We start from the raw sequence: 5,927 nt of genomic DNA, 5'->3' as shown, positions 1-5,927 counted from the left end.
GGCCGCCGGGCGGTCAGGCGTCCGGCGCCGGGGTGCCGCGGCGGGCGGAGCGCTGGCCCATCGCCTCGGCGCGCACGCGGGCACAGCTGCGGCTGATCAGGCGGGAGACGTGCATCTGGGAGATGCCCAGCCGGTCGGCGATGCGGCTCTGGGTCATGTCCTCGAAGAACCGCATGTAGAGGATGGCGCGCTCGCGCTCGGGAAGACGGCGCAGGCCCTCCTTGGCCGACTCGCGGTCGATCACGGTGTCGTAGGAGTTGTCCGAGGCGCCCAGGGTGTCGGCCAGGCTGTAGCCGTCGTCCTCGGTGGACAGCTCGGCGTCGAGCGAGAGGGTGCTGAAGCTCTCCAGCGCCTCCAGTCCGGCCCGGACCTCCTCCTCGGTCAGTCCGGTGTGGGCGGCGACGTCGGCGACCGAGGGTTCGGGGCTGCCCGGGTTCTGGGTCAGCTCGCGGCGGGCCACCCGGACCTTGTTGCGCAGTTCCTGCACCCGGCGGGGCACCCGCAGGGCCCACATGCGGTCGCGGAAGTGGCGCTTGACCTCGCCGGTGATGGTGGGAACGGCGTAACTCTCGAAGGCCCCGCGGGACGGGTCGAACCGGTCGATGGCCTTCACCAGCCCGAGGGCCGCGACCTGGCGCAGGTCCTCCACGGACTCGCCGCGGTCACGGAAGCGGCCGGCGATGCGGTGGGCCATGGGCAGCCACGCGGTGACGAGCTCGTCGCGGACGGCGTCCCGCTCCGGTCCGTCCCCCAGCGTGGCCAGGCGGGCGAAGAGGGCGGCGGTGTCAGGGGCGTCGTCGTGCCGCCTGCGGGCGGGGGCCGACTCGGTGGCGGGAGTCGCGGGACGGGGGGCCGGGGTGTCAATGAGCATTGCGGTATCGCTCCCGAGCGGTGGTTGGGGGGGTCTGCCACGGGACGGTCGCCGCCGGGACACCAGAGGGGTCCACGGCGGTCATACCGATCCCGCCGGCGCGCCTCCGGTCCGAAGCACGAAACTCCGGTTGCCCCGCCCCCAACCGAACAAACACCCCTGTGCCGGACAATCGGCCGGGGGTGCGCGGGTTCAGGAAAGGGGCACCACGGCGGTGATGCACTTGCCGCCGGCGGGCAGGTCGGACACCAGAACGTCGCGCGAGAGGCGGCAGACGATGGGCCAGCCGTGGCCGCCGGGCCGGCGGTCGCCGATGCGGCCGGCCGCCGCCCGGGCCACCGGCAGTTCGCTGCTGCGGTCGCTCACCGAGACGCGGACCGACGGCCCGGTGACGTCGACCCGGACCTCGGTGACGCCCCCGCCGTGCAGGATGGCGTTGGTGGTCAGCTCGGACGCGACGAGCAGCGCGTCCGACAGGGCGTCCGCGTCGCAGGGCGCACGGCCGGTCCGGCACTGTTCGGACACCGCGCGGAGCACGGCGTCCCGGACGTCGCCCGGCCGGCACGGTGACGTGCGCCGGACCGGGCCGCCGCCCGGGGGTTCGGCAACGGGCACGGTGGTGTGCGCCTCTCGCATCCTTCGACTCCCTGGTTCTCCTCGTTCGCTCCGGCCTGTCCGGGCCGGACAGATGCCGCGTACGTCCCTTTTCGGCTCACCTGTCCCGGGGGTGGCAAACCTCCCGGCCCTCATCCGGACGCATGTCATGCGAACGGCACAGGGGGGTACGCGGGGGACATGACCGATGTGGTGGACTCGGACGAACTGCTGCGGCGCATCCAGCGGGCCCGGGCCCGAGCGGCCCAGGAGGAACGAGCCCTGCGGGCCGGGCGGGCGACGGGCGACGCCGGGTCGGGCCCGGACCGCGACGCCGAGGTCCGCAGGCTCGCCTACGAGGTGGTGCTGGGCGTCCTGGACGAGATCCTCACGCCGGGCAGGCGCGCCGGGCGGGAGTGAGCCCCCGGACGGTCCGCTCCGCGGGGGCCCGGACCGGTGCCGGATTGGTCCCGGTGCGTTCGGGCACCCGGACGCCATGACTGCCGATCACCACCGGGCACCGGTGCTGGAAGCCCTGCAGGACTATCACCGCAAGGGACGGCTGGCCTTCACGCCGCCGGGGCACAAGCAGGCCCGCGGTGCCGACCCCGCGGTGCGTGAGGTGCTGGGCGACGCGGTGTTCCTCGGCGACGTGCTGGCGTCGGGCGGCCTGGACGACCGGCTGACCCGGGGCCGGGTCCTGCAGGAGGCCCAGGACCTGATGGCGGACGCGGTGCACGCCGACCACACCTTCTTCAGCACCTGCGGCAGTTCCCTGTCGGTCAAGGCGGCCATGCTGACGGTCGCGGGTCCGCACGAGAAGCTGCTGGTGGGCCGGGACGCCCACAAGTCCGTGGTGTCGGGGCTTATCCTGTCCGGCATCGAGCCGGTGTGGGTCGAGCCGCGCTGGGACGCCGAGCGGCGTCTGGCGCATCCGCCGTCGGCGGCGGAGTTCGAGCAGGCGTTCCAGGAGCATCCGGACGCGCGCGGCGCGCTGGTCACGAGTCCCACCCCGTACGGTGCCTGCGCCGACCTGTCGGCCGTCGCCGAGGTGTGCCACCGGCGTGGCCGCCCGCTGATCGTGGACGAGGCGTGGGGTGCCCACCTGCCCTTCCATCCGGACCTCCCGTCGTGGGCGATGGACGCGGGCGCCGACATCTGCGTGACCAGCATCCACAAGATGGGCAGCGGCCTGGAGCAGGGTTCCGTCTTCCACCTGCGCGGCGATCTGGTGCCGCCCGCGCTGCTCGGGATCCGCGCGGACCTGCTGGACACCACCAGCCCGTCGGTGCTGATCCGCGCCGGCCTGGACGGCTGGCGGCGGCAGATGGTGCTGCACGGCAGGGAACTCATGGGCGCCGCGCTGGAGCTGTGCGCCGAGGTGCGGGCGGCCGTCGAGGAGATCGACGGGATGCACGTCAACGACCGCGCCGACTTCTGCGCCCCCGGGATGGCCGACGACTTCGATCCGCTGCCCGGCATCATCGACGTCGAGGAGCTGGGGATCACCGGGTTCCAGGCCGCCGACTGGCTGCGCGAGCACCGCGCCGTCGACGCCCACATCGTCGACCACCGCCGGATCGGCGCGCAGATCACCCATGCCGACGACCGGGAGACGACCGGGCAGCTGCTGTCGGCGCTGAAGGACCTCGCCCATGCCGCGCCGGACCTGCCGCGGGCTCCGCGCGTCGACGTGCCGCCGCCCGGGGAGCTGCGGATGGAGCAGGCGCTGCTGCCGCGCGACGCGTTCTTCGGCCCGGCCGAGGACGTCCCCGTGGGCGAGGCCGCCGGCCGGATCGCGGCCGAGATGATCACGCCGTACCCGCCGGGCATCCCGGCGGTGCTGCCGGGCGAGCGGCTGGACGAGCCGGTCCTGCGGTACCTGCGGACGGGTCTCGCCGCGGGCATGCACCTGCCGGATCCGACGGATCCCGGGCTGGACACGCTCCGGGTCGTCGACGAGCGCGCGGCGTGACGCGACGGCCGGCCGGGCCCGCCCCGACAGGGCGTCGGAGCGGGCCGGACAGGGGCGCCGGAGATCGCGGAAAAGTGAAACGGGTCACGTGACCGGGTTCCGGTTGCACAAAGTCAACCGGGTTGGTTTATCGTTCATCTACACGTGGTGACGGAGTCGACGCCCGGTCCTCCGACACCACTCGTAACGGCCCTGGCTGGTTTCCCCCGTCCAGCCAGGGCTTCTTCATGCCCGGATTCCGCCCCCGCCGGGGCGCGGGTCTCCTCCCCGAAGTGCCGCGGACGCCGCGTGCGGCTCCAATGGAGGGAGAGAACGCCCCGGAACGTCCGTACGGCTAGGAGCCCGCGCCATGACGCATGCGATCAAACTCCTGACCGCCCTCCCCCCTCCCCAACGGCAGCGCCTGATGGCCCTCGCGCGGGAGGTGTACTTCCCGGAGGACACCCGGATCTTCGAGGCGGGCGGCACCGCCGACCGCTTCTGGGTCATCCGCTCCGGCGCGGTCTCCCTGGAGATGCAGGTCAACCACCTGCACCGCACCACGGTCGCCGGACTCGGCGCGGGCGATCTGCTCGGCTGGTCCTGGCTGTTCCCCCCGTACCGGTGGGACTTCGGCGCCGTCGCGTTCAGCCAGGTGCGCGCCTACGAGTTCGACGCGACGGCCGTGCTGGAGCTGTGCGAGGAGGACCCGCGGCTGGGGCTGACGCTGGTGCGCGGTGTCGCGGAGATCCTGGCGCACCGGCTGGAGATGACCCGCGGCCAGCTGATGGAGCAGTACGCGCTGCACCGGCGGGGCGTGGTGCCCTAGGCGGAGCCGGCGGCGCCGCCGGGGCGGGCGATCAGCTTCCGGCGATCAGGCTCAGCCCCAGGACGATCATGGTCGCGGCGACCAGCCCGTCCAGGACCCGCCAGGCCGAGGGCCGGGCGAGGAAGCGGCTCAGCAGCCGGGCGCCGAAGCCCAGCGCGGCGAACCAGCAGACGCTGGCCAGCACCGCGCCCAGGCCGAACGTCCAGCGCAGGGGACCGTGGTCGGCGGCCACCGAGCCCAGCAGGAAGACGGTGTCCAGGTAGACGTGCGGGTTCAGCCAGGTCATCGCGAGACAGGTGAGCACCGCCCGGCGGCGCGACCCGGCCGCCTCCCCCTCCGTGCGCAGCCCCTCCGCCTCCGGGCGGATCACCCTCCGGGCCGCCAGGGCGCCGTAGCCGAGCAGGAAGGCGCCGCCGATCCAGCCCACCGCCGTCAGGGCCCCCGGCCAGGCGACGACGACCGCGCCGATCCCCGCCACGCCCAGCGCGATGAGCGCGGCGTCGGACAGGGCGCAGATGCCGACGACCGCCAGGACGGCGTGGCGGCGGACGCCCTGGCGGAGCACGAAGGCGTTCTGGGCGCCGATGGCCACGATCAGGGACAGTCCGGTGCCGAAGCCCGCAGCGGCGGTGGTCAGGGTGCTCGTCATGCGGAAGACGCTAGTCGCGGCGCATGTGTGCAGTACAGCTAAGGATTCTTACGTACCCTTAGGAAATGTGAAGAGAGAAGCATCCGCCGGCGCGTCCGCCGCCCCGTCCGTCCCCGTGTCCGAGCTGCCGCTGGACCAGGTGCGGACCCTGCTCGCGGTGGTCGACGAGGGGACCTTCGACGCGGCCGCCGCCGTCCTGCACGTCACGCCCTCCGCGGTGAGCCAGCGGGTGAAGGCCCTGGAGCAGCGCACCGGGCGGGTCCTGCTGCTGCGCACCAAGCCGGTCCGCCCGACCGAGTCGGGCCAGATGCTGGTGCGGCTGGCCCGCCAGGTCGGCCTGCTGGAGCGGGACGCGCACGCCGAGCTGGGCCTCAGCGGCACCGGACGGGCCACGCGCCTGCCGGTGGCGGTCAACGCGGATTCCCTGGCGAGCTGGTTCCTGCCCGTCCTCAGCCGCGTACCGGCCGAGCCGCCGGTCTGCTTCGAGCTGCGCCGGGAGGACGAGGGGCACACCGCCGCGCTGCTGCGGGAGGGCACGGTGATGGCCGCGGTGACCTCCTCGCCCGAGCCGGTCCCGGGCTGCTCGGTCCGGCACCTGGGGCGGATGCGCTACCTCCCCGTCGCGCACCCGGAGTTCGCGGCGCGGCACCTCGCCGGGCCGCTGGAGGACGTGCTGCCGGAGGCACCGGTGGTCGTCTTCGACCGCCTGGACGACATCCAGGACGGCTTCGTGCGGCGGATCACCGGCGGGCGCCGCGGCGCGAGCGCCGACCGGCACTGGATCCCCACCTCGGAGGGGTACGCCGACGCCGTCGCGGCCGGCCTGGGCTGGGGCATGGTCCCCGAGGCGCAGGCGGTGCCCCTGCTGCGCGCCGGCCGGGTCACCCGCTTCGCGCCGCGGCACGAGGTGGACGTCCCCCTGTACTGGCAGCAGTGGAAGCTGGACTCCCCGGCCCTGGCCGCGCTGGCCGAGGCGGTCACCGCGACGGCGGCCCGGGCGCTGCGCCCCTGACGGCGCCGGCCGTCCGGC

7 protein-coding genes are annotated in these 5,927 nt (G+C 74.2%); 4 read left to right on the top strand and 3 right to left on the bottom strand.

The genetic code is table 11. The features are described from left to right. Positions 1 to 13: 13 nt before the first annotated feature. Together G3I53_RS14915 and G3I53_RS14910 are read right to left on the bottom strand one after the other, a co-directional pair. Positions 14 to 871, bottom strand: coding sequence for a SigB/SigF/SigG family RNA polymerase sigma factor (locus tag G3I53_RS14915; protein ID WP_164334581.1), 858 nt, complete (start codon positions 869 to 871; stop codon positions 14 to 16). Between the two features lie 192 nt (positions 872 to 1,063). After that, positions 1,064 to 1,507 (bottom strand): ATP-binding protein, encoded by a 444-nt coding sequence (locus tag G3I53_RS14910; RefSeq protein WP_031101760.1) that lies wholly within the window; start codon positions 1,505 to 1,507, stop codon positions 1,064 to 1,066. A 159-nt stretch (positions 1,508 to 1,666) separates the two neighbouring features. On the opposite strand from G3I53_RS14910, the gene G3I53_RS14905 reads away from it, so the two are divergent. The 3 genes from G3I53_RS14905 (at position 1,667) to G3I53_RS14895 (ending at position 4,248) form a co-directional block, all read left to right on the top strand. After that, on the top strand, positions 1,667 to 1,885 hold the full coding sequence (locus G3I53_RS14905; protein ID WP_031101759.1) for a hypothetical protein: 219 nt from the start codon (positions 1,667 to 1,669) through the stop codon (positions 1,883 to 1,885). 76 nt (positions 1,886 to 1,961) lie between these two features. Continuing rightward, a complete protein-coding gene (locus tag G3I53_RS14900; protein ID WP_031101758.1) occupies positions 1,962 to 3,440 on the top strand; it encodes an ornithine decarboxylase in 1,479 nt (492 codons plus the stop codon). A gap of 349 nt (positions 3,441 to 3,789) precedes the next feature. Further along, on the top strand, positions 3,790 to 4,248 hold the full coding sequence (locus G3I53_RS14895) for a cyclic nucleotide-binding domain-containing protein (RefSeq protein ID WP_031101757.1): 459 nt from the start codon (positions 3,790 to 3,792) through the stop codon (positions 4,246 to 4,248). A gap of 31 nt (positions 4,249 to 4,279) precedes the next feature. On the opposite strand, the gene G3I53_RS14890 is transcribed toward G3I53_RS14895, so the two are convergent. Continuing rightward, positions 4,280 to 4,897, bottom strand: coding sequence for a LysE/ArgO family amino acid transporter (locus G3I53_RS14890; protein WP_031101756.1), 618 nt, complete (start codon positions 4,895 to 4,897; stop codon positions 4,280 to 4,282). A gap of 115 nt (positions 4,898 to 5,012) precedes the next feature. Here G3I53_RS14890 and G3I53_RS14885 point away from each other — a divergent pair, with 115 nt between their 5' ends. Further along, the gene (locus G3I53_RS14885; protein ID WP_343240624.1) at positions 5,013 to 5,909 is read left to right on the top strand and encodes a LysR family transcriptional regulator ArgP; all 897 of its coding nucleotides are present in this window, start codon (positions 5,013 to 5,015) and stop codon (positions 5,907 to 5,909) included. Positions 5,910 to 5,927: the final 18 nt, after the last annotated feature.

It is taken from the genome of Streptomyces sp. SID14436 (assembly GCF_010548465.1).
GTDB lineage: Bacteria > Actinomycetota > Actinomycetes > Streptomycetales > Streptomycetaceae > Streptomyces.
This window is presented reverse-complemented; position numbering and strand designations above follow the sequence as displayed.

Bases quoted from the DNA above. Each gene is read 5' to 3' on its own strand.
- G3I53_RS14910 (WP_031101760.1), bottom strand. From the start codon at position 1,507: ATGCGAGAGGCGCACACCACCGTGCCCGTTGCCGAACCCCCGGGCGGC.
- G3I53_RS14890 (WP_031101756.1), bottom strand. From the start codon at position 4,897: ATGACGAGCACCCTGACCACCGCCGCTGCGGGCTTCGGCACCGGACTG.
- G3I53_RS14900 (WP_031101758.1), top strand. From the start codon at position 1,962: ATGACTGCCGATCACCACCGGGCACCGGTGCTGGAAGCCCTGCAGGAC.
- G3I53_RS14895 (WP_031101757.1), top strand. From the start codon at position 3,790: ATGACGCATGCGATCAAACTCCTGACCGCCCTCCCCCCTCCCCAACGG.
- G3I53_RS14915 (WP_164334581.1), bottom strand. From the start codon at position 871: ATGCTCATTGACACCCCGGCCCCCCGTCCCGCGACTCCCGCCACCGAG.
- G3I53_RS14905 (WP_031101759.1), top strand. From the start codon at position 1,667: ATGACCGATGTGGTGGACTCGGACGAACTGCTGCGGCGCATCCAGCGG.